General features: G+C 71.7%; 21 protein-coding genes and 1 pseudogene. 15 read left to right on the forward strand and 7 right to left on the reverse strand.

All coding sequences use genetic code 11. The features are described 5' to 3' along the window. Window positions 1-32: 32 nt before the first annotated feature. From HNO83_RS06895 to HNO83_RS06920, 6 genes are all read left to right on the forward strand, one after another. Window positions 33-695 (forward strand): TetR/AcrR family transcriptional regulator, encoded by a 663-nt coding sequence (locus tag HNO83_RS06895; RefSeq protein WP_175336789.1) that lies wholly within the window; start codon window positions 33-35, stop codon window positions 693-695. Continuing rightward, the gene (locus HNO83_RS06900; RefSeq protein ID WP_175336790.1) at window positions 692-1,390 is read left to right on the forward strand and encodes a hypothetical protein; all 699 of its coding nucleotides are present in this window, start codon (window positions 692-694) and stop codon (window positions 1,388-1,390) included. Before HNO83_RS06895 ends, HNO83_RS06900 begins: the two co-directional genes overlap by 4 nt. Next, entirely contained in the window at window positions 1,387-3,240 is a 1,854-nt protein-coding gene (locus HNO83_RS06905; RefSeq protein ID WP_175336791.1) for a YhgE/Pip family protein, read from the forward strand. The genes HNO83_RS06900 and HNO83_RS06905 overlap by 4 nt, the downstream gene beginning before the upstream one ends. Window positions 3,241-3,319: 79 nt before the next feature. Then, a complete protein-coding gene (locus HNO83_RS06910) occupies window positions 3,320-3,484 on the forward strand; it encodes a hypothetical protein (protein WP_175336792.1) in 165 nt (54 codons plus the stop codon). A 107-nt stretch (window positions 3,485-3,591) separates the two neighbouring features. Further along, window positions 3,592-4,434 carry a metallophosphoesterase gene (locus tag HNO83_RS06915; RefSeq protein WP_175336793.1) on the forward strand — a complete coding sequence of 281 codons (843 nt, stop codon included), beginning with the start codon at window positions 3,592-3,594 and terminating at the stop codon, window positions 4,432-4,434. After that, on the forward strand, window positions 4,431-4,841 hold the full coding sequence (locus tag HNO83_RS06920) for a DUF3052 family protein (RefSeq protein WP_249776559.1): 411 nt from the start codon (window positions 4,431-4,433) through the stop codon (window positions 4,839-4,841). Before HNO83_RS06915 ends, HNO83_RS06920 begins: the two co-directional genes overlap by 4 nt. Here the strand turns inward: HNO83_RS06920 and HNO83_RS06925 are convergent. Beyond that, window positions 4,838-5,479 carry a TrmH family RNA methyltransferase gene (locus HNO83_RS06925; RefSeq protein WP_175336795.1) on the reverse strand — a complete coding sequence of 214 codons (642 nt, stop codon included), beginning with the start codon at window positions 5,477-5,479 and terminating at the stop codon, window positions 4,838-4,840. The genes HNO83_RS06920 and HNO83_RS06925 overlap by 4 nt on opposite strands. A gap of 93 nt (window positions 5,480-5,572) precedes the next feature. On the opposite strand from HNO83_RS06925, the gene HNO83_RS06930 reads away from it, so the two are divergent. Then, complete coding sequence (locus HNO83_RS06930; RefSeq protein ID WP_175336796.1) at window positions 5,573-6,370, forward strand: HAD-IIA family hydrolase; 798 nt, start codon at window positions 5,573-5,575, stop codon at window positions 6,368-6,370. Window positions 6,371-6,377: 7 nt separating this feature from the next. On the opposite strand, the gene HNO83_RS20720 is transcribed toward HNO83_RS06930, so the two are convergent. Together HNO83_RS20720 and pyrE are read right to left on the reverse strand one after the other, a co-directional pair. Continuing rightward, window positions 6,378-9,125, reverse strand: coding sequence for a septum formation family protein (locus HNO83_RS20720; RefSeq protein WP_175336797.1), 2,748 nt, complete (start codon window positions 9,123-9,125; stop codon window positions 6,378-6,380). Then, a complete protein-coding gene (gene pyrE / locus HNO83_RS06940; protein ID WP_175336798.1) occupies window positions 9,125-9,673 on the reverse strand; it encodes an orotate phosphoribosyltransferase in 549 nt (182 codons plus the stop codon). Before pyrE ends, HNO83_RS20720 begins: the two co-directional genes overlap by 1 nt. A gap of 116 nt (window positions 9,674-9,789) precedes the next feature. Here pyrE and HNO83_RS06945 point away from each other — a divergent pair, with 116 nt between their 5' ends. The 6 genes from HNO83_RS06945 (at window position 9,790) to HNO83_RS06970 (ending at window position 14,587) form a co-directional block, all read left to right on the forward strand. Continuing rightward, complete coding sequence (locus tag HNO83_RS06945; protein ID WP_175336799.1) at window positions 9,790-10,638, forward strand: exodeoxyribonuclease III; 849 nt, start codon at window positions 9,790-9,792, stop codon at window positions 10,636-10,638. Window positions 10,639-10,680: 42 nt separating this feature from the next. Further along, window positions 10,681-11,067 (forward strand): DUF6264 family protein, encoded by a 387-nt coding sequence (locus HNO83_RS06950; RefSeq protein WP_175336800.1) that lies wholly within the window; start codon window positions 10,681-10,683, stop codon window positions 11,065-11,067. 90 nt (window positions 11,068-11,157) lie between these two features. After that, a complete protein-coding gene (locus HNO83_RS06955) occupies window positions 11,158-12,015 on the forward strand; it encodes an ABC transporter ATP-binding protein (protein WP_175336801.1) in 858 nt (285 codons plus the stop codon). Window positions 12,016-12,046: 31 nt separating this feature from the next. Then, window positions 12,047-13,084, forward strand: a complete 1,038-nt coding sequence (locus tag HNO83_RS06960) for an aliphatic sulfonate ABC transporter substrate-binding protein (RefSeq protein WP_175336802.1) — start codon at window positions 12,047-12,049, stop codon at window positions 13,082-13,084. An 8-nt stretch (window positions 13,085-13,092) separates the two neighbouring features. Next, window positions 13,093-13,983 carry an ABC transporter permease gene (locus tag HNO83_RS06965; RefSeq protein ID WP_249776560.1) on the forward strand — a complete coding sequence of 297 codons (891 nt, stop codon included), beginning with the start codon at window positions 13,093-13,095 and terminating at the stop codon, window positions 13,981-13,983. Window positions 13,984-14,119: 136 nt separating this feature from the next. Further along, a complete protein-coding gene (locus HNO83_RS06970) occupies window positions 14,120-14,587 on the forward strand; it encodes an SRPBCC family protein (RefSeq protein WP_175336803.1) in 468 nt (155 codons plus the stop codon). Window positions 14,588-14,657: 70 nt separating this feature from the next. On the opposite strand, the pseudogene HNO83_RS06975 reads toward HNO83_RS06970, so the two are convergent. From HNO83_RS06975 to HNO83_RS06990, 4 genes and pseudogenes are all read right to left on the reverse strand, one after another. After that, window positions 14,658-14,792: pseudogene (locus HNO83_RS06975) on the reverse strand (SDR family oxidoreductase); the annotation flags it as partial. Between the two features lie 44 nt (window positions 14,793-14,836). Beyond that, complete coding sequence (locus HNO83_RS06980; protein WP_175336804.1) at window positions 14,837-15,364, reverse strand: hypothetical protein; 528 nt, start codon at window positions 15,362-15,364, stop codon at window positions 14,837-14,839. A gap of 279 nt (window positions 15,365-15,643) precedes the next feature. Next, a complete protein-coding gene (locus HNO83_RS06985; protein WP_175336805.1) occupies window positions 15,644-17,098 on the reverse strand; it encodes an APC family permease in 1,455 nt (484 codons plus the stop codon). Window positions 17,099-17,182: 84 nt separating this feature from the next. Beyond that, window positions 17,183-18,082 carry an SDR family NAD(P)-dependent oxidoreductase gene (locus HNO83_RS06990; RefSeq protein ID WP_175336806.1) on the reverse strand — a complete coding sequence of 300 codons (900 nt, stop codon included), beginning with the start codon at window positions 18,080-18,082 and terminating at the stop codon, window positions 17,183-17,185. Window positions 18,083-18,201: 119 nt separating this feature from the next. Between HNO83_RS06990 and HNO83_RS06995 the strand changes: the two genes are divergently transcribed. Then, on the forward strand, window positions 18,202-18,759 hold the full coding sequence (locus tag HNO83_RS06995; protein ID WP_175336807.1) for a DUF488 domain-containing protein: 558 nt from the start codon (window positions 18,202-18,204) through the stop codon (window positions 18,757-18,759). Next, window positions 18,752-19,501 carry a nucleotidyltransferase family protein gene (locus HNO83_RS07000; RefSeq protein WP_175336808.1) on the forward strand — a complete coding sequence of 250 codons (750 nt, stop codon included), beginning with the start codon at window positions 18,752-18,754 and terminating at the stop codon, window positions 19,499-19,501. The genes HNO83_RS06995 and HNO83_RS07000 overlap by 8 nt, the downstream gene beginning before the upstream one ends. The last annotated feature ends 56 nt before the right edge of the window (window positions 19,502-19,557 follow it).

A 19,557-nucleotide genomic window follows, 5' to 3' on the forward strand; every position in this document is an offset into this window, starting at 1 on the left:
ACAAGTGTGCACGAATGGCGTACACTGGACGCATGCCCACCGAATCCACCCGCGCTCCACGCCGCGACGCCACGGCGAACCGCGAAGCCCTTCTGGGTGCCGCTGCTGCCGCGCTCAACGAGGACATCGACGCATCGCTCGAGAGCATCGCCGCGCGCGCCGGCCTCAGCCGCCGTGCCGTCTACGGGCACTTCGCCACCCGCGACGAGCTGCTGGTCGAGGTGTTCACCCGCGGCGCCCGCCGGCTGGCCGCCCTGCTCGACCCGGTGTCGCATCCCGACCCCCTCGTCGAGATCGCCCTGTTCGGCGCGACCCTCTGGGCCGAGGTGGAGCACGTGCGGGTCAGCGCAGCGCTGGCCGTGCGCGGGCCGCACCGCGAGCTGGTCGGCACCGCCCTCGACCCCGCGCGTGAGCGGCTGCGCGAGACCGTGGGGCGCGGAATGGAGTCGGGCCGGATCCGCACCGACCTCGACCGCGAGACGGTCACCCGGCTGATCGAGAACGCCGCGGTGTCGGTGCTCGACGAAGCCACCCGGGCGCGGCTGACGCCGGAGGCCGGCCACCGGCTGGTCATGCTCGCCGGGCTCGGCGCGGCCGGGCTCGGCTGGCGGGAAGCGGGCCAGCTGATCGCCTCCACCCCCGAACTGGCGTTCGGCGCCGCAAGCGGTGCACCGAAGGGAGGCGACGCCCGATGAAGATCGTCCTCGACCACGTCGGCAAGGGGGCGGCGCTCCCGGAGACCTCCGCGACCTTCGAGACCGGTCGCGCCACCCTCGCCCGCGCCGAGACGGAGCAGCGCCCGACCGTGCTCGGGCTCATCGCGTCCGGGAGGATGCGGCCCGACACCGGCAGCGTCACCATCGACGGCGCCACCGACTACTCGGCGATGCGCCGCCGGATCGCCCTCATCGACGCCCCCGACGTGTCCGAGCCCGCGGCGGACGTCACGGTCGCGGGCATCGTCGCCGAGGAGCTGATGTTCGCGGGCCGGGCGTCGCATCCCGTCGCCGTCGGCCGCACCCTGCGCGAGCTGGGCGCGGCGGAATGGTCGCGCTCGGCGATCGGCACGGTTCCGCCGACGGTCCGCATCCGGCTGCTCGCCGAGCTGGCGCTGCTGCGGAAAGGCGTCGACGCGCTCGTGATCGTGTCGCCCGACCGCCACGGCGGCGACCCGGTCGAGTGGTGGCGCTTCGCCCGCGAGCTCGCGGGCCGCGACAAGGCGGTGCTGGTCGTCGCCGGCGACGCCTCCGCTGCGGCCATCGCGGCCGCCTCCCTCGTCTCCCGCATGGATGAGACGGGCCCGGACGGCACCAGACCAGACACCTTCGACGAAGACCCCGGCCGGGACGACACCGACGATCTCCCGGACCAGATCGTGGAGACAGCATGAAGATCCCGCAGATGATCGCGGCGGAGTTCCGCCGCCTCACGGCCAGCCCGATGTCCATCGTGGCGCTCATCGCCCTGATGTGCGTCCCGGTGCTCTACGGCGGCCTGTACCTGTGGGCCAACCAGAACCCGTACGCGAACCTCAACCGCATCCCCGCAGCCATCGTGGTCGACGACACCGGCGCGACGGTCGACGGCAAGACGGTCAACTACGGAGACGACGTCGCCCAGCAGCTGATCGACGACGGCTCGTTCCAGTGGCACCGGGTCGCCTCCGGGTCGGCGGCGAGCGGCGTGGACGACTCCAAGTACGACTTCAGCATCACCTTCCCGAAAGACTTCTCGTCGGCGCTCGCGTCGGCCTCCGGCACCGACCCGCACCGGGCGGTCGTCACCCTGACCACCAACGACACCAACAGCTACCTGGCCTCCACCATCGGAACCCAGGCGGCGGAGAAGATCCGCACCTCCATCGTCAAGCAGGTCAACGAGCAGGCGGCGAAGCAGTTCCTGCTCGGGCTCGCCGACATCCGCTCCAACCTGGTCACCGCCGCCGACGGTGCGGGCAAGCTCGTCGACGGCAGCGCGACCGCGCAGTCGGGCGCCTCGCAGCTCGCCGACGGCACCGCGCAGCTGTCCTCCGGGTCGCAGGAGCTGGCGACCAAGCTCGGCCAGCTCGCCTCCGGCGCCCAGCAGGTCAGCGACGGCGCCGCCAAGGTCGCCACGGGCAACCAGCAGCTGGCCGCGAAAGCCAACGACGCCGCGGCCGCCGCCGCCCAGATCGCGGCGGCCGCACCCGCCGCGCAGCAGGACCTGCTCGCCCGGCTGCAGGCCGCGGGCGCCACCCAGGCGCAGCTCGACCAGGTGAAGGCGGTGCTCGGCGACCTCGACACGAAGGTGCAGGCGGGCAACAACCAGATCCAGGGAGCGGTCGGCGAGATCAACCAGCTCGCCTCCGGCGCCGGACAGGTCGCCGACGGCGCGTCGCAGGTCGCGTCGGGGTCGCAGCAGGCCGCCGCGGGTGCAGGCCAGCTGGCCTCCGGAGCGTCGACCGCGGCGACCGGCGCGGCCCAGCTCCGCGACGGGCTCACCACCCTCCACGACGGCACGGTGCAGCTGAGCGACGGGCTCAAGTCCGGCGTCGACCGCATCCCGGACAACTCCCCCGCGCTGCAGAAGAAGCAGGCGTCGACCATCGCCGACCCGGTGAACCTGAAGAACGACTCCATCACCTCCGCCGGGACCTACGGCGCCGGCCTCGCGCCGTTCTTCGTGGCGCTGGCCGGGTGGATCGGCATCTACGCGCTGTTCCTCATCGTCAAGCCGGTCTCGCGCCGCGCCATCACCGCACTGCACTCGCCAGTCAAGATCACGCTCGCGGGCTGGCTCACGCCCGGGTTGCTCGGCGCCATCCAGATGGTCGGCCTGTTCGCCATCGTCGCGGGCGCCCTGGGCTTCCGGATCGACAACCCGCTCGGGATGTACGGGCTGATGGGGCTCGCATCGGTCACGTTCGCCGCGATCATCCTGGCGCTCAACGTCTGGCTGGGCAGCGTCGGGCAGTTCCTCGGCCTCGTGCTCATGGTGCTGCAGCTGGTGACCGCGGGCGGGACGTTCCCCTGGCAGACGCTGCCCGGTCCCCTCGCCGCGCTGCACCACGTGCTGCCCATGTCGTACGCGGTCGACGGCATCCGGCAGCTGATGTACGGCGGCAATCCGGCGACAGCGTGGGCGGACGCCGGAGTGCTCGGGCTGTGGTTGCTGATCGCGCTGCTCGTCTCGGCCATCGGCGTCACCCGGATGACGCACTTCCGCACCCTGCGCGACCTGCGCCCGTCCCTCATCGGGTAGGGGCCGGGCACCCCTGGTGGGCGCCCCGTCGCGGGGGATAGGGTTGCGCCCACCAGCATCCGACACAGGGAGGACCACCATGGCCGATCTCGAAGTGCAGGCGGCGCTCTCGCAGGCGCGACAGGCGGCCAGCGCCGCGACCTTCGACATCCAGAAGCTGCCGGAGGACTCGATCGAACGGCAGGCGCTGCACAACCTCCTCACCGCGGTCGACGCGATCATCGAGGCGCTCGACACGGAGTGAGCCGGGCGCGGCCTCGCGCCGAGTGGTGACATGCTGTCGGAACTCGGCCGGAATAACCGCATCGAGTCACGGCTCGGCGTGCCGGTGGTCGCCGGTAGGGTGGCCGCGTGACCGACGAAGTCCTCCGCATCCTGCATCTCTCCGACACGCATCTGTATGGCGACGGGCGCCTGCACTACGGGATCGTCGACACGCTCGCGGGCCTCGACCGGGTGCTGGCGCGCGCCGGCTCGCTCGCCGAGGTGGATGTGGTGGCCGCGTCGGGCGACCTGTCCGACGACGGCAGCGCCGACTCGTACCGGCGGCTGAAGGGCACGATCGAGCCGTGGGCGGCCGAGCGCGGGGCGGCCGTCGTCTACGCGATGGGCAACCACGACCTGCGCGACGGGTTCGAGGAGGTGCTCGGCGCGCGCGAGACGGTCACGACGGTGCGCGGCTTCCGGATCGTCACGGTCGACACGAGCGTGCCCGGCGCGGGCTACGGCAGCGTCGACGGCTCACAGCTCGACCGGCTGCGCGACGTGCTCGCCACCCCGGCGGAGCACGGGACGATCGTGGTGCTGCACCATCCCCCGGTCGCGCCGACGACGCTGCTCTTCCAGACCCTGCGGTTCGTCGAACCGGAGCCGCTGCTCGACGTGTGCTCGGCAGGAGACGTGCGCGTCATCCTCGCCGGGCACTACCATCACGGCCTGGTCACCGAGGCCGGCCCCTCCGGCATCCCGGTGGTCGTCGCCCCGGCGGTCGCCAACACGACCGACGTGCTGTGGCCGCCGCCGCGCGAGCGCGCGGTGCGCGGGGCCGGGTTCGCCTGGGTTCAGGTGCCGGTCGACGGCCCGGTGCGGGCGCACGCCGTGACGGCGCCGGCGCCCGACGACGGCGCGACCGTGTACGACCTCGACGCAGAGGCGGTCCGGCGGATCGCGGACGACGCGGGATGGCGGGGATGACCGCGGCCGCCGGCGGCGGCTACTCCGGCACGCCGCTATGGAAGAAGCTCGGGCTCAAGCCCGGCATGCGCGTCTCGGTGCTGCACGCCGACGAGGGCTGGGAAATCCCGCTCGACGGGGCGCCGGAGGTCACCTGGGTCGGAGACGAGCCGGCCGGGCTGATCGTCGCGTTCTTCCGCTCGGCCGCCGAGCTGCTGGCCGAGCTGGACGACCTCGGCGAGCGCATCCGGCCAGACGGGATGATCTGGGCGGCCTGGCCTCGGAAGGCCGCCGGGCACGTCAGCGACCTCAGCGATTCCGTCGTGCGCGAGGCCGCGCTGGCCCGCGGCCTGGTCGACGTCAAGGTCGCCGCGATCGACACCGACTGGTCGGGCCTGAAGCTCGTCTGGCGCCTCGCCAACCGCTAGCGCGGCGGGAACGGCACGTGCTGGGTCACCCACGCGTGCATCGCGACCGCGGCGGCGGCGGAGGCGTTGATCGAGCGGGTGGAGCCGAACTGGGTGATCTCGACCACGGCGTCCGCCGCATCCAGGGCCGCCGCCGAGAGCCCCGGGCCCTCCTGGCCGAACAGCAGCACGCATTCGCGCGGCAGGGCGAACATCTCGATCGGCACGGACCCCGGCACGTTGTCGATCGCGATCACCGGCAGCCCGGCCTCCCGAGCCCAGTCGACGAACCCGGCCACATCGTCGTGGTGCGTCACGTGCTGGTAGCGGTCGGTCACCATGGCGCCGCGCTTGTTCCAGCGGCGACGGCCGATGATGTGGACGGTGTCGGCGGCGAAGGCGTTGGCGCTGCGGACGATGGAGCCGATGTTCATGTCGTGCTGCCAGTTCTCGATGGCCACGTGGAACGGGTGCCTGCGCTGATCGAGGTCGGCGACGATCGCCTCCATGCTCCAGTAGCGGTACCGGTCGATGACGTTGCGGGTGTCGCCGTGACGGAGCAGCTCGGGGTCGTAACGCGCGTCGTCCGGCCAGTCCCCCGGCCACGGCCCGACGCCGTTCGTGCTCAGCTCGTGCGTCGGGTCAGGGGTGTCGTTCACTCGCTCAGCGTATCCGGGGCGCGGCCGGCCTCACCGCGGCGGGGATGCGGCCTCTAAGCTGGTCGCATCCGAATCCCGGCGAAAGGGGCCCGTGTGACGAGTCGCGACGAGATCGAATGCTGGCTGACCGACATGGACGGCGTGCTGGTGCACGAGAACCAGGCGCTCCCGGGCGCCTCCGATCTCATCCAGCAGTGGCGCGACCAGGGCACCCCGTTCCTGGTCCTCACCAACAACTCGATCTTCACGCCGCGCGACCTCGCCGCCCGGCTGAGGACCTCGGGCCTGGATGTGCCGGAGGAGTCGATCTGGACGTCCGCCCTCGCCACGGCGGACTTCCTCAAGTCGCAGATGCCCGGCGGCAGCGCGTACGTCATCGGCGAGGCGGGCCTGACGACCGCCCTGCACGAGGCGGGTTTCATCATGACCGACACGAACCCGGACTATGTGGTCGTCGGAGAGACCCGCAGCTACTCGTTCGACGCGATCACCAAGGCGATCCGCCTGATCGGGAAGGGCGCGCGGTTCATCACCACCAACCCGGACGCGACCGGCCCGAGCGCCGAGGGTCCGCTGCCCGCGACGGGCGCGGTGACCGCCATGATCACCAAAGCGACCGGCCGCGACCCGTACGTGGTCGGCAAGCCGAACCCGATGATGTTCCGCTCCGCGATGAACCGCATCGGCGCGCACTCCGAGAACACCGCGATGATCGGCGACCGGATGGACACCGACGTCGTCGCCGGGATCGAGGCCGGGCTGCACACCATCCTGGTGCTCACCGGCATCAGCGACCGCACCGAGATCGAGCGCTACCCGTTCCGCCCCGACGAGGTGCTCAACGGCGTGTACGAGCTGGTGTCGGCGGCGCCGATCGAGACGGAGCTCTGAGACCGGCTCAGCCCGTGGGGCCCGGGCCGGCGACGGACGAGGTGAGTGCCTCGCCGCCGGAGCGGTTGACGAAGCAGTAGTAGGAGCGCTGTCCGTCCTTCCACTGCTGCTCGGTGGCGGGGAACGACCCGACGACCTGCAGGTCCGGGTAGGCGGCGGCCGCGTTCAGGTCGACGACGCCGGAGGCGGTGCACAGGCCGGGGACCTGCGCGGCGAGCGCATCCGCACCGGGGTACGGCGCGGCCGGGTCGGCGGACAGCAGGTTCGTGTACACGAGCTGTGCGGCGTGCGGTGTCGCGCAGTCGACCACCGTGAACTCCTGCGCCCACACGGAGGTGAACGGCTGGACGCACTCCCCACCGCCGAGCGCATCCCACGGATGCGTCCCCGCGCCGACGGGAGCCGGCTTCGGCGTCACCGTGGCCACCGGGGTCGGGGTCGGCGTCGGCTTCGGGGTCGGCGTGGCCGAGGTGCTGGCAGCGGGGACCGGCTGCGCGGCGCCGAACAGCGACGGGATGCGGGTGCCGAGGGCGAACAGCCCGATCAGCACCAGCAGGACCGCCAGTCCGCCGGCCATCGAGAACAGGATGCGGTTGTTGCGCGAGCCCCAGAGGCCGGGAGCGGCCGGTGCGGCGGTCGGGCCGGCAGCGGCCGACGGCGAGGTGGAGGCCGTGACGGGGGTGGACGGCTGCGCGGCGGTGGGGGCCGCGCTCGCAGCGGCGCCGGTGGCGGCGGCGCCGGTGGCGGCGGCGCCGGTGGCGGCGGGCCAGACGGTCGCGGCGGTCGCCGCGGCCGCGGCGGAGTCGGCTGCCGGTCCGTCGGTGGCGGCGGCATCGTCGATGCCGTCCGCCTCGTCGGTGTCGGCCAGAGCGTCCGACGACGGGAGGTAGAACGGCACGGTGGGCGCGAGTTGGGGTCCCTCGAGGGCGGCCGCGGGCTCCTGCTCGGCCTCGTCGAGCGCCTCGTCGCGGGCCGCGGCCGCTGACTCGTCCTCGGTGTCAAGGGTGTCGGCCTCGGTGTCGGCGTCGGTGTCGTCAGTCGTAACCACGTCGCCGAACAGCTCGGCAAGTCCGTCCGACTCGTCGCCGTCGGCGGTCCCCTCCGCCGCGGCCGGAGCGAAGACTCCGCTCTCCGATGCCGCCGCGATGCTCGCGGCGTCGATCGGGCTGGTCGCCGGCGACGGCACGCCTCCCAGCGCGACCTCGGCCTCGGCCGCCGGGATCTCCGGCTCCGAGGGCAGCACTACCGGGAACGCCGCGGTGGGCGCAGGCTCGGGGGTCTGCTCGAAGGGCGCAGGCTCGAAGGTCAACGGTTCGGAGGGCGCAGGCTCGACCGGCCGCGTCGCCGCCTCCGGCTCGGACGGAAGGGAGTGCTCGGCCGGCAGCGTGGGCGGTTCCGGACGGCTCTCCGAGCGAAGCAGCGCATCCAGCTCCGGCGCAGCGGCGCGGTGGGCGGCCGTGTCCGTTGCGGGCTCGAACAGAGCCGCGGCGTCGATCGGCGGGAGCACCGGGTTCGTCGGAGGCTCGGGTTCGGCGGCGCGCCGGTCGAACCAGGGGTCCGGCTGGTGCGAACCCGCCCACTCGGTCGATGGCGGCTCGGCGGCGGGGCCGGGGCCGGGCGCCGGGGGCGTCGTGGGAGCAGGCGGCACGGCGCCTGGGACCAGCGGAATGATGCTCGTCGTGTCCCCGATGACGGAGCGGGCGGACGGTCCGCCCTCCTCCGGCGCGCCGAAGCCGAGCAGGGCAGCCAGGCCGTGTCCGCTCTCGTCGGCGTCGCCGGCGCTCGTCGGCGTGGACGGCGGATCGAAGATCGTGCGCGGCTGCTCCGGCTCCGCGGGCTGTGGCGGCTCCGCGGGCGGGATGACCCAGGACCCGGCGGCGATCGGTGTCTCGACGGTGGGAGGCTCCGGCTCGCCGGAGGGCGCGGCGGCCTCGGGCGACGGTTCGAACAGCGGTGAGCGGTACTCCGGCGCCGGGGTCGGCTCGACCTCAGGAACGGCGGCCGCGGCCGGTTCGTCCGGCAGCACTCGTCCGTCCTGCTCCGGACCTTCGGCGACGAGAGCGTCGAACACCGACCACGTCTCAGACGGCTGCTCCGCCGGCTGCTCGGCGCTCGGCCCCTGCGCCTCCGGCTCTGCGGCCGGCGTCTCCGGAATCGCGGGCGGAGTCTCCTGCGGCTCCGAGCCCTGGAACGACGCCCACGCGGCAGCCTGCGCCTCCGCGGCAACGTCGTGGGCAGGCTCCGGGTTCTCTGCCGGCGCCACGTCCACCGGGGGCGCGTCGTCCGGCTCCGGCTCCGGCTCCGGTTCCACAAGAGGATCGGCGCCCTCGCCGGGAGTCAGGTTCCAGTTGAAGGCGACCGGGAACTCCGTCTCCGTCTCGGTCGCGGCGGCGACTGGGGCGGCGACAGGTTCCTCCGGCACGACAGTACTGCCCAGCAGTTCGTCGAACGCGGCCGGTTCGCTGGTCGCGACGTCGTCGGAAGCCGCCGATGGCACCTCCTCGGAGGTGGGCACCTCATCCTGCGCCACGGTCGGCTCCTCAGCCGCCTCAGCCGCCTCAGCCGTCTCGGCCCAGCCGGTCCCGGCATCCCGCTCGGCCGACCGCCGCCCGACGCGGCGGCCGCCCGTCAGCTGCTGCAGCAGCCACTCGGAGCTGCCGAATTCCGGCTGTTGCGCGTCCGCATCGGGCCCCGGCTCACCGGCGCCGCCGGCACGGCCGTGGTCTGCTGCGCCCCTCCCGCGCTCGTCGGACACTAGGCCAGCCCCAGGTCCTTCAGGCCGATCGCGGCGAAGTAGGGGTAGCCCGCGGCCTCGATGGCCTCGCGTGCGCCGGTGTCGCGGTCGACGACCACCGCGACGGCCGCGATCTCGGCGCCGACCTTCTTCAGAGCCTCCGCGGCCTTGAGCGGCGAGCCGCCGGTGGTGGAGGTGTCTTCGAGCACGATGACGCGCTTGCCCTCGAGGTCGGGCCCTTCGACCTGCTTGCCGCGGCCGTGGTCCTTCGGCTCCTTGCGCACGACGAAGGCGTCGTACTCGAGGCCCTGGGCGGCGCCCTGGTGCAGGATCGCCGCGGCGACCGGGTCGGCGCCCATCGTCATGCCGCCGACCGCGAAGACGTCGGGGATGTCACGGATGAGGTCGATCATCACGCGACCGATGAGCGGCGCGACGCGGTGATCGAGGCTGACCTTGCGCAGATCGACGTAGTAGCTCGCCTTCTTGCCGCTGGTGAGCGTGAAGTCGCCGTGGAAGACGGCCTCGGCGGCGATGTAGTCGATGAGCTGCTGTCGTGTGTCGGTCACATCCACGATTCTAGAGGGGAACCCGCCGGTGACCGGGAGTTGTCCACAGGCGGTGGGCCGTCCACGAACGCCTCGCCGGCTCGGATGACGTCGGCGGCGGCCGATACGATCGGGGCATGCGCGTCGCCACCTGGAATGTGAACTCGATCCGCACCCGCGTGACCCGGGTGGTCGATTGGATGGTCCGCGAAGACGTCGATGTCCTGGCGATGCAGGAGATCAAATGCAAGCCGGAACAGTTCCCCTACGCCGCGTTCGAGGAGGCCGGGTACGAGGTCGTGCTGCACGGCCTCAACCAGTGGAACGGTGTCGCGATCGCCAGCCGCCTCCCCCTCGAAGACGTCGAGATCGGCTTCCCCGACATGCCCGGCTTCCTGAAGGACCACGACGGCCCCGACCTTCCAAAGGAGGCGCGGGCGATCGGCGCGACGGTCGAGGGCCTGCGGCTCTGGAGCCTGTACGTGCCGAACGGCCGCGCCCTGGCCGACCCGCACTACGTCTACAAGCTCGACTGGCTCGCGGCGCTCGCGGCCGACACCCAGCGCTGGCTCGCCGACGATCCGGGCCTCCAGCTCGCTCTCATGGGCGACTGGAACGTCGCCCCGCTCGACTCCGACGTCGGCGACCCCAGCCTGGTCCCCGGCCTCTCGACCCACATCTCGCCGCCGGAGCGCACGGCCTTCGCCGCCTTCGAGAAAGCCGGCCTCACCGACGTCGTCCGCCCGATCGTCCCCGACGGCTACACGTACTGGGACTACAAGCAGCTGCGCTTCCCGCGCAACGAGGGCCTCCGGATCGACTTCATCCTCGGCTCCCGTGCGTTCGCCGACCGGGTCGTGGATGCGAGCATCCACCGCAACGAGCGCAAGGGCGACGCCCCCAGCGACCACGTCCCCGTTCTCGTCGAGCTCGCGCAGCCGGCCGGCGACGAGGACGACGACGACCGTCCCATGATCTTCGGCTGAGACGCAGCGAGCAGACGCAGCGAGAGGAGACGAGACGAGACGATGACGACCCCGCCGCCCGGTTACGCACCGCCGCCCGCTCCGCGCCGTCCCGTCGAGGTGTGGGACCTCGTCACCACGATCGTCCTCCTGGTGATCGGCGGGGCGATCACCATCGGCCTGACCTTCTTCGCGTTCTTCCTCGTCTTCGCGAGCGACCCGTGCGGCGCCTCGACCGTGTGCGACACCGGCCGGATGAGCGCAGGCTTCTTCGTCGCGCTCCTCGGCCCTGGCGCGGTCGCCGTGGCGACCACCATCGTCGCGGTCGTGCTGCTCGTGCGCAGGCGGATCGCGTTCTGGGTGCCGCTCGCAGGCATCGTGCTCGCGGTCGGCGTGTGGATCGGCGGCGCCGCGCTCGTGATCTCCGGCGTCCCCGGCGCCTCGCTCTGACGCTCCCGAGGCACGGCTGGGCCGCTTTCGTTACGTAGCGTTTCAGCGGCCCAGCGGGCGGGCGCCGCCCCTCGGTAGCGTCGGAGCACCATGACCGCCGCTCCGTCCTCCGCCTTCCCCGTCGCCTTCGACGGCGTCGGGCGCGCCTTCGAGGTACGGGACACGCGCGACACGCGGTCCGCCGAGCGGCAGCGCGTGGTGCTGCGCGACGTGTCCCTCCGCATCGCGCCGGGCGAGGTCGTCGCGATCCTCGGCCCGAGCGGCTGCGGCAAGTCGACGCTGTTGCGCATCGCGGGCGGACTCGACACCCCCACGGGCGGCGCCGCCCTGATCGACGGCACCCCGGTCGCCGGCGTGGATGCGCGCTGCGCGGTCGGCTTCCAGGAGCCGCGCCTGCTCCCGTGGCGCTCGCTCGCCGACAACGTCGCGCTCGGACTCCCCCGCGGCCTCGACCGCGCCGCTGGCCGAGAGCGCGTCGCCCGGCTGCTCGACCTCGTCGGGCTCACCGCCTCTGCGGCCCTCCGGCCGCGCGAGGTCTCCGGCGGCATGGCGCAGCGCGCCTCCCTCGCCCGGGCTCTCGCCCGCAATCCCGGCGTCCTGCTGCTCGACGAGCCGTTCGGCGCCCTCGACGCGCTCACCCGGCTCCGCATGCAGGACCTCCTGCTCGACGTCCACGCGGCCGCGCCCACCACGATCCTGCTCGTCACCCACGACGTCGACGAGGCCCTGCAGCTCGCCGACCGCGTCGTCCTGCTCGGCACCGAGCCGGGGCGCGACGGCTCCACGATCCGCAGCGTCACCACCGTTCCCGGCGCTCGTCCGCGCGATCGCGGCTCGGCGGAGCTCGCCGCGCTGCGCGCGGACCTGCTCGACGGCCTGGGCATCGACCGCCACGGCCGCGCCCACGGCGAGCACCGCACCACCGCACTCCCCGTCTTCCCGTACTGAAACCCCTACGCACAGCGACCCGAGAGGCATCATGCGCCGCACATCCACCATCCTGACCGCCGCCGCGGCCATCGCCGCGGCCACGAGCCTCCTGCTGACCGGCTGCGTCGCCGGCGAGGGGGCCGCAGCCGGCTCGGAGAGCACCGCCGGCGTCACCAAGGGCGGGACGCTCAACATCGACTTCGCCACCTACAACCCGCTGAGCCTCGTCATCAAGAAGGAGGGATGGCTGGAGAAGGCGCTGAAGAAGCAGGACATCACGGTCAACTGGGTGCAGTCCGCCGGCTCGAACAAGGCCAACGAGGCCCTGCGCTCCGGTGCCATCGACGTCGGCTCCACCGCCGGCTCGGCCGCGCTGCTCGCCCGTTCCAACGGCTCCGCGATCAAGACGATCGACATCTACTCGCAGCCGGAGTGGTCGGCGATCGTCGTCGGACCGAACTCCCCGATCACCTCGGTGAAGGAGCTCAAGGGCAAGCAGGTCGCCGCCACCAAGGGCACCGACCCGTACTTCTTCCTGCTGCAGTCGCTGGAGGCCAACGGCCTGTCCGCCAGCGACGTCACCATCCAGAACCTGCAGCACGCGGACGGCTGGGCCGCCCTGCAGAACGGCTCGGTGGACGCCTGGAGCGGCCTCGACCCGATCATGGCGAACGCCGAGAAGTCGGGCGCGAAGCTCATCTACCGCAACGTGAAGTTCAACACCTACGGCTTCCTGAACGCGACCGAGTCGTTCTTGTCGTCGAAGCCGGACGTGGCTCAGACCGTCGTGAACACCTACGAGTACGCGCGGGCCTGGGCGCAGAAGCACCCCGACGAGACGGCGAAGATCCTCTCCGACGTCGCCGGCATCGACCCGGCCGTCGCCACCACGGTCATCACCGAGCGCACCAACCTGGACGTCTCCAACGTGCCGGGGAAGGCGCAGCTGGCCGTTCTGAAGAAGGTCGGCCCGATCTTCGTCCAGTCGGGCGACGTCCGCTCGCAGGCCGACATCGACAAGGCGCTCGACACGCTGCTCGACCCGGCGTTCGCCACGAAGGCCGACCCGAGCGCCATCGGGGGCTGACGGAGACCATGACGACGAGCAACGCGCCGGGAGGCGACGGCCCGCTGATTTACGTCGGCGGCACCGGGCTGGCCGGTGGAGGCGGCACCTCGGTCGCCCGCGAGCGGCCGCGCCCGGAGCCGCCGGGCTCCCGCATCCCGCGGGCCTCCCGCCGCTGGGTGCGGATCGCCGCGGGATTCCTCATCCCCGTGATCCTCCTCGTCGCCTGGCAGCTCGCCGCGACCTCCGGCGCGTTCACGTCGTCGCAGCTGCCGACACCCGCGATGGTGTGGGAGGCGGCGGTCGACCTGGCCCAGCGCGGGCTGCTCGGGCAGTACGTCGCGATCTCGACCCAGCGCGTGCTGATCGGTTTCGCCATCGGCGCGGCGCTCGGCCTGCTGCTGGGGGCGCTGGTCGGGCTGTCGCGCTGGTCGGACATCCTGTTCAGCCCGACCCTCGCCGCCATCCGTGCCGTGCCGTCGCTCGCCTGGGTGCCGCTGCTGATCCTGTGGTTCAAGATCGGCGAGGACTCCAAGATCATCCTGATCGCCATCGGCGCGTTCTTCCCCGTCTACACGACCGTCGCCGCGGCCCTCAAGCACGTCGACCGGCACCTGGTGGAGGCGGGGCGCGCGTTCGGCCTGAACGGCGTGCGCCTGTTCACCACGGTGCAGCTTCCCGCCGTGCTGCCGTCGGTCATCTCCGGCCTCCGGCTGGCGCTCGCCCAGGCGTGGCTGTTCCTCGTCGCCGCCGAGCTGATCGCGTCGTCGATGGGGCTCGGCTTCCTGCTGAGCGACTCGCAGAACAACGGCCGAACCGACCGCCTCTTCCTCGCGATCATCCTCCTGGCCGTGCTCGGCAAGATCACGGACTCGCTGCTCGGCCTGTTCGAGCGCTGGGCGGCCCGGCGCTGGGCGTGAGCACGCCGTAGCGCGGGCAGGGTCGTTGGGCTTTCCACGATCCGGCTGAGAAATCCATCCCCTACTCCCCCCGCCCTACCCGGCCTAGCGTCGGCTCCGATCGCGAAGAACGAGAAGTACAGCGAAAGGAGCCGACATGGCTGCAGTGACCGAGTCCATCGACGTGAGCGTGCCCGTCACGACGGCATACAACCAGTGGACCCAGTTCGAGTCCTTCCCCCACTTCCTCGACGAGGTGGAGGAGATCACCCAGGTGGATGAGACCACCAACCACTGGCGGGTCAAGATCGGCGGTGCTGAGCGTCAGTTCGACACCGTCATCGCCGAGCAGATCCCCGACGAGCGCGTGGCGTGGAAGTCGGTCGCCGGCGACACCGAGCACGCGGGCGTCGTCACGTTCCACCGCCTCTCCGACACGGAGACCAAGGTGACGGTCCAGCTGGAGTGGGCGCCGTCGGACGCGCTGGAGAAGGTCGGCCAGGTCTTCGGCCTCGACGACCACGCGGTGAAGAAGGACCTCAAGAACTTCAAGGAGTTCATCGAGTCGCACGGCGGCGAGACGGGCGCCTGGCGCGGCGAGGTCGACCGCGGCGAGACGGTCTGACCGCTCACCCTCGAAGACGCGAACGGCGCCGGTGGCCTGACCACCGGCGCCGTTCTCGTGCGTGCGCGGACTACAGGGCGGGGCGGCCGCCCGTCACCGCCACCCGCGCCCCCGAGATGTACGAGCCCTCGTCGGAGGCGAGGAGCACATACACCGGCGCGAGCTCGGCCGGCTGGCCCGCGCGCCCGAGGGGTCGAGCGCGGCCAGCCCCGCCACCGGGCGGGGGACGCGTAGCGGGGTACGCGGCGTCTAGCGGCGACGTGTCGGGACAACGGCGGCGACCAGCCCGGCCACTCCCAGAATCGTGCCAGTCGCGAGACCCGCAAGAAGCGGGGCACTGAACTCGGACGTCGCCATCCCGCTGTTGTCCAGCTTGAACCCGCCCTGAGGGTTCCCAAGTTCGCAGCTGACCGTCACCTCGCCGGAATGGGCAGGAGTGAACGTGTACACCTTCGGATAGATTCGACGCTCCCGCGTGGTGACATGGTTGCCATCGGAGCTCGCATCCTCGCTCGTCATGACCATCGGTGTGCCGCCACGCGAATCCTTCAGCGCGATGGACTCGCCACTCGCGGAACTCGCCGCGCAGTAAACGCGTTCCCGAGCCGACGATTCGTCGACGTAGAGAACGACGTTGTTGCGCGAGTCTGCGTGGAAAGTGACCTCTTCACTAGACTCGAACGCCTCTGATGGGAAGTGGTGCCCGCGTTCCGCAGCGGCGTAAGAAGCACCGAATCCGCCGAGCACCATCACGCCGAGGGCGATGAGCGCGGACATCGGGATCGCCACGAGTCCCAGGATCCGGCGCGCCCCGAATCGACGTCTCGTTGCCATTGTTGAACGCATGGGTCTCCTCCGCCTACCGGCCGATGTCGCCGGCCCCCTCGAAATTCCGCCGCAACATCAGTAAGGACCTGCAGGGTCGCCACGTTCTTACGCTCCGCGTCCCGCCCCGCCGGGATTCACGGGCGAGAGGAGGAGCAGGAGGGCTGGGTTTCCAGCAGCAGGCCTTGCGACGGAACGATCCGTTCGCTCACGAGGCTGGAGGCGCGCAGATCATCGCCGGGAAGTCGGCTCTTCCTTCACGCTCGCACCGGGCTTCCCCTCCCCAGTCTCCCGCCGCTTCGCGGCCGCGGCGTAGATGCGCTCCGCCGCCCAGAGCAGCACCCCGATCGCGAGCAGTCCGAGCGCGATCGTGTACTGGCCGCCCGGGCGGCCGGATGTCCAGGGGAAGACCAGGTACAGGCAGGTGATGGCGCCGACGATCGGGAGCACGGTCGGCGCACGGAAGTGCTTGTGGTCGACCGGCTGCTTGCGCAGCACGAGCACCGCGACGTTGACGACCGCGAACACCGCGAGCAGGAGCAGGGATGTCGTGCCGCCGAGCAGCGCCACGATCGAGCCCTTCGGGTCGAGCGACACGTAGCCGATCAGGGCGACCGCGAGGGCCGTGGTGAACAGGATGGCCGTCCACGGCGTCCTGCGCTTCGGCGAGACCTTCGCCAGGAACGGCGGCAGCACCTTCTGCCTGCTCATGCCGTAGAGCAGGCGGCTGGCCATCATCATGTTGATGAGGGCCGTGTTGGCGACGGCGAACATCGAGATGAACGGCAGGAGGTCGTTGATCGGGAAGCCCGGAGCCGCCGCCTCGACGGCGGTGACGAGCGGGGTCTCACTGCCGGCGAGCTGTCCGATCGGCACGAGCGCCACCACGGTGATCGACACCAGCACGTAGATCACGGCGGCGATGCCGAGGCCGCTGAGCATCATCTTCGGGAAGATGCGGCTCGGCTCCTTGGTCTCCTCGGCCATGTTGACCGAGTCCTCGAAGCCGACCATCGCGAAGAACGCGAGCGAGGTGGCCGTGCTGACCGCCAGCAGGACGCCCTTGTCCTCCGGGGTCTCGAACGCGACCACCCGCGACCAGTCGGCGTTGCCTCCGGCGATCGCCCACATCCCGATGAAGATGACGAGCAGCAGGCCGGAGAGCTCGACCAGCGTGAGCACCACGTTCAGCCAGACGCTCTCGGACACGCCGCGGAGGTTGACCAGCATGATCAGCACGATGAACGCGAGCGCGATCAGGAGGGTGGTGAGGTTGTCGTTCGGCAGGCCGAACCCGATCGTCAGGTTCACCGCGAACGCGCGGGAGGCCGTCGAGGCCGACGTGATGCCCGAGGTCATCACGATGAAGCACACGATGAACGTGAAGAAGTGGACGCCGAACGCCTTGTGCGTGTACAGCGCCGCCCCCGCCGCCTGCGGGTACTTGGTGACCAGCTCGAGGTAGGAGAACGCGGTCACGGTCGCCACGGCGAAGGCGAGCAGGAACGGCAGCCAGGCCGCTCCGCCCACCTCTGCGGCCACCTGACCGGTGAGCGCGTAGACCCCGGTGCCCAGGATGTCCCCGACGATGAAGAGCAGCAGCAGCCCGGGACCGAGTGCGCGTTTCAGCTCGGGCTGCTCAGGCTCGACGGTCTTGACCACCTGGGTCCACGACGGATCGCTCACGCTCGGCTCCCTTGTTCGATCGTTCGGAAGCCCACTTTATGTGAGTTCTCACAGAATTTGCAGGGGTGGGCGGCCGCAATCGGCCTAGCCCTCCCTCCCGGTGAAGTCGTCCATCGAGTCGTAGACGCCGAACACGCGGCCGGCGATCGCATCCCACGCCCGCACCGGCAGGATGCCGCGCAGCGTCTTCGCCAGCCCGACCGTCCACGGCAGCATCAGCATCGGCCTGCCGGCCAGCATCGCCGTCCACACCCGGTCGACCACGTACTCCGGCGTCATCACCGGGGTCAGGAGCGGCCCGCGCGCACCCTCGAACATCCCGGTGTCGATGTAGCTGGGGGCGACCGTCGTCACCTTGACGTGCCCGAAGCCCTGCCGCTTCAGCTCCAGCCGGACGCTGTCGCTCCAGCCGATCACCGCCCACTTGCTCGCCGCGTACACGCTCATGCGGGGGTTCGCGATGGTGCCGGCGGCGGACGCGATGTTGACGATGCGGGCCTCGCGGGCGCTCTGCAGCATCCCGGGCAGGAACTCCCGCGTCACGTACATGGGCGCGAGCGCGTTGACCTGCATGGTCGGGCGGGTGTCCTCGCCGTTGTCGTGCTCCCAGAAGAACTTGCCGCGCACGATCCCGGCGTTGTTGATGAGCACGTCGACGCCGCCCAGCTCCTTGCGCACCGCCTGCGCGCTCTGCGCGATCGCTCCCAGCTCCGAGAGGTCGACGACGTACGGCAGCACCGTGGTCGCCGGGCGCCCGGCCGACGAGCTGGGCGAGCCCTCCGGCGCGCCCCACGCGGCGGCGGTGCGTCCGGCGAGGATCTCGCGGCGCAGCCGGTGCGTCAGCTCGGTCAGAGCGGCCTCATCGCGGTCCCACAGCACGACGGCGCGCGCTCCTTCGAGCACCGCGCGCTCGGCATACAGCCGCCCCATCCCGGAGGCGGCGCCGGTGATCAGCACACGTGCGCCACGAACCGTCCTCGCCATGCCTCCATCATCGCAGGCCCGCGACTGCTGCGCCCCGTAGCGTCTGCGACTGCGCGCCCGGGCGCACACGTGACGAGGGGCCGCAGAAGCGACGCGGCGTCGGGGGTACCGTCCTCCGCATGCCCACCGTGTTCACGATCGGCCACTCGACGCGCGGCTTCGACGAGGTGGTCGGGATGCTGCGCGTCAATGGCGTGACGCTGCTCGCCGACATCCGGCACTTCCCGTCGTCGCGGCGTCTGCCGCAGTGGAACCGCGACGCGATCGAGGCCGCACTGCCGCCGGACATCGGGTACCGCTGGCTGGAACGGCTCGGCGGCAGGCGGCACACGCCCGCCGGCGTCCAGGGCCCGAACGGGTACTGGCGGGTGGCGGCGTTCCGCGCGTACGCGGACTACATGGCGACGCCGCCGTTCGCCGAGGGGCTGGACGAGCTGCTCGCCCTGGCGCAGACGTCGCGGCCCGCGATCATGTGCAGCGAGGCCGTTCCGTGGCGCTGCCACCGCCGCCTGGTGACGGATGCGCTGCTGGTGCGCGGCGTCGAGGTCTTCGACATCCTTTCCGAGACGTCCGTGCGCCCGGCAGTGCTGACCCCGGCGGCTCGGATGGTGGACGGGCACCTCGTCTACCCTCCGGAGGGTGCGGCCGCCGCCGCGCTACCATCGCGGGATGGATGAGCCGGTCGCGCACCTGGTATCCCAGCTCTCGGCGCTGCCGGGCGTTCGGGCGATCGCCCTCGGCGGATCGCGGGCCACGGGCGACGAGCGCCCAGACAGTGACTGGGACCTCGGCGTCTACTACCGCGGCGGCTTCGACCCCGAGCTCGTGCGCGCGCTCGGCCATCCCGGCGAGGTGTCGGAGCTCGGCGGCTGGGGCGGCGGCGTGTTCAACGGCGGCGCATGGCTGCAGGTCGGAGGCATCCCCGTCGACCTGCACTGGCGCGATCTGGACGCGGTGGAACGGGAGATCGCCGACGCCGAGGCCGGACGCATGCACATCGAGCCCTTGGCGTTCCACCTGGCCGGCATCCCGGGCTACCTCCTGCTCGCGGAACTCGCCATCGCCCGCGTGCTGACCGGTGAGCTCCCGCGGCCGGCCTTTCCGCCCGCGCTGCAGAGGTCGGCGCCCGCGGTGTGGTCCGGCAATGCGCGGATGCACGTCGCCTACGCGCGCAGTCACGCCTCGGCGGGCAGGCTGGCGCAGTGCACCGCCACGCTGACCGTCGCTGCGCTTCAGACCGCGCACGCCGTGCTGGCGGCGAGGGGCGAGTGGGTCACCAACGAGAAGCGGCTGCTCGACCGCGCCCGCCTCCGCTCCATCGACGGCATCGTCGCCGATGCCGCCCCCGACCCCACCGCCCTGCTCGCCACCTGCGACCGGGTCGAGGCGCTCTGCGCCCCCGTCTGGGACGCCGCCTGACGAACGAGTGGACGCAACACGCCGTACGGCGTCCCGTCGGCGCGGCGTGTTGCGTC

This window comes from Leifsonia sp. C5G2, assembly GCF_013359685.1.
GTDB lineage: Bacteria > Actinomycetota > Actinomycetes > Actinomycetales > Microbacteriaceae > Leifsonia.

Bases quoted from the DNA above. Each gene is read 5' to 3' on its own strand.
- HNO83_RS06900 (WP_175336790.1), top strand. From the start codon at position 692: ATGAAGATCGTCCTCGACCACGTCGGCAAGGGGGCGGCGCTCCCGGAG.
- HNO83_RS06960 (WP_175336802.1), top strand. From the start codon at position 12,047: ATGCGCCGCACATCCACCATCCTGACCGCCGCCGCGGCCATCGCCGCG.
- HNO83_RS06945 (WP_175336799.1), top strand. From the start codon at position 9,790: ATGCGCGTCGCCACCTGGAATGTGAACTCGATCCGCACCCGCGTGACC.
- HNO83_RS06910 (WP_175336792.1), top strand. From the start codon at position 3,320: ATGGCCGATCTCGAAGTGCAGGCGGCGCTCTCGCAGGCGCGACAGGCG.
- HNO83_RS07000 (WP_175336808.1), top strand. From the start codon at position 18,752: ATGGATGAGCCGGTCGCGCACCTGGTATCCCAGCTCTCGGCGCTGCCG.
- HNO83_RS06980 (WP_175336804.1), bottom strand. From the start codon at position 15,364: ATGTCCGCGCTCATCGCCCTCGGCGTGATGGTGCTCGGCGGATTCGGT.
- HNO83_RS06955 (WP_175336801.1), top strand. From the start codon at position 11,158: ATGACCGCCGCTCCGTCCTCCGCCTTCCCCGTCGCCTTCGACGGCGTC.
- HNO83_RS06950 (WP_175336800.1), top strand. From the start codon at position 10,681: ATGACGACCCCGCCGCCCGGTTACGCACCGCCGCCCGCTCCGCGCCGT.
- HNO83_RS06965 (WP_249776560.1), top strand. From the start codon at position 13,093: ATGACGACGAGCAACGCGCCGGGAGGCGACGGCCCGCTGATTTACGTC.
- HNO83_RS06920 (WP_249776559.1), top strand. From the start codon at position 4,431: ATGACCGCGGCCGCCGGCGGCGGCTACTCCGGCACGCCGCTATGGAAG.
- HNO83_RS06990 (WP_175336806.1), bottom strand. From the start codon at position 18,082: ATGGCGAGGACGGTTCGTGGCGCACGTGTGCTGATCACCGGCGCCGCC.
- HNO83_RS06905 (WP_175336791.1), top strand. From the start codon at position 1,387: ATGAAGATCCCGCAGATGATCGCGGCGGAGTTCCGCCGCCTCACGGCC.
- HNO83_RS06895 (WP_175336789.1), top strand. From the start codon at position 33: ATGCCCACCGAATCCACCCGCGCTCCACGCCGCGACGCCACGGCGAAC.
- HNO83_RS06995 (WP_175336807.1), top strand. From the start codon at position 18,202: ATGCCCACCGTGTTCACGATCGGCCACTCGACGCGCGGCTTCGACGAG.
- HNO83_RS06970 (WP_175336803.1), top strand. From the start codon at position 14,120: ATGGCTGCAGTGACCGAGTCCATCGACGTGAGCGTGCCCGTCACGACG.